The following is a 526-nucleotide window of genomic DNA, read 5'->3' on the forward strand; positions in this document are numbered from 1 at the left end:
TAGGTATGAGTTACCGAGATATTCGAGGCCATATACAGGATATGTATGGCGTTGAAGTATCAGAGGCCACCATCACTGCCGTAACAGACCAACTGATACCAGAGCTTAAAGCATGGCAAGCGCGCAGTTTAGATACGCTTTACCCATTTATCTGGCTTGATGCCATTCATTATAAGATTAAAGAAAATGGCCGCTACGTGAGTAAGGCTATTTATACCGTACTAGGTGTCAATATTGAAGGCCGAAAAGAGTTACTTGGTTTATATATCTCTGAAAGTGAAGGGGCTAACTATTGGTTATCAGTATTAACTGATTTACATAATCGTGGTGTATCCGATATTTTAATTGCCTGTGTTGATGGACTAAAAGGCTTCCCTGAAGCAATAGCAACAATCTACCCCGACGCCGAAGTGCAGGAGTGCGTCATTCATCAAATTCGTAATTCGATGAAGTACGTTGCTTCAAAGCACCAAAAAGAGTTTATGACTGACTTGAAACCCGTTTATAAGGCTGCCACTAAGGATGC

1 protein-coding gene is annotated in these 526 nt (G+C 41.4%); it reads left to right on the forward strand.

Annotated features, from left to right (window positions below):
* Positions 1–526, forward strand: a 526-nt coding sequence (locus I6F10_RS20055; protein ID WP_197099321.1) for an IS256 family transposase, incomplete at both ends; no start/stop codon positions are given.

The sequence above is a fragment of the Pseudoalteromonas sp. SWYJZ98 genome, from assembly GCF_015864495.1.
Lineage (GTDB): Bacteria > Pseudomonadota > Gammaproteobacteria > Enterobacterales > Alteromonadaceae > Pseudoalteromonas > Pseudoalteromonas distincta.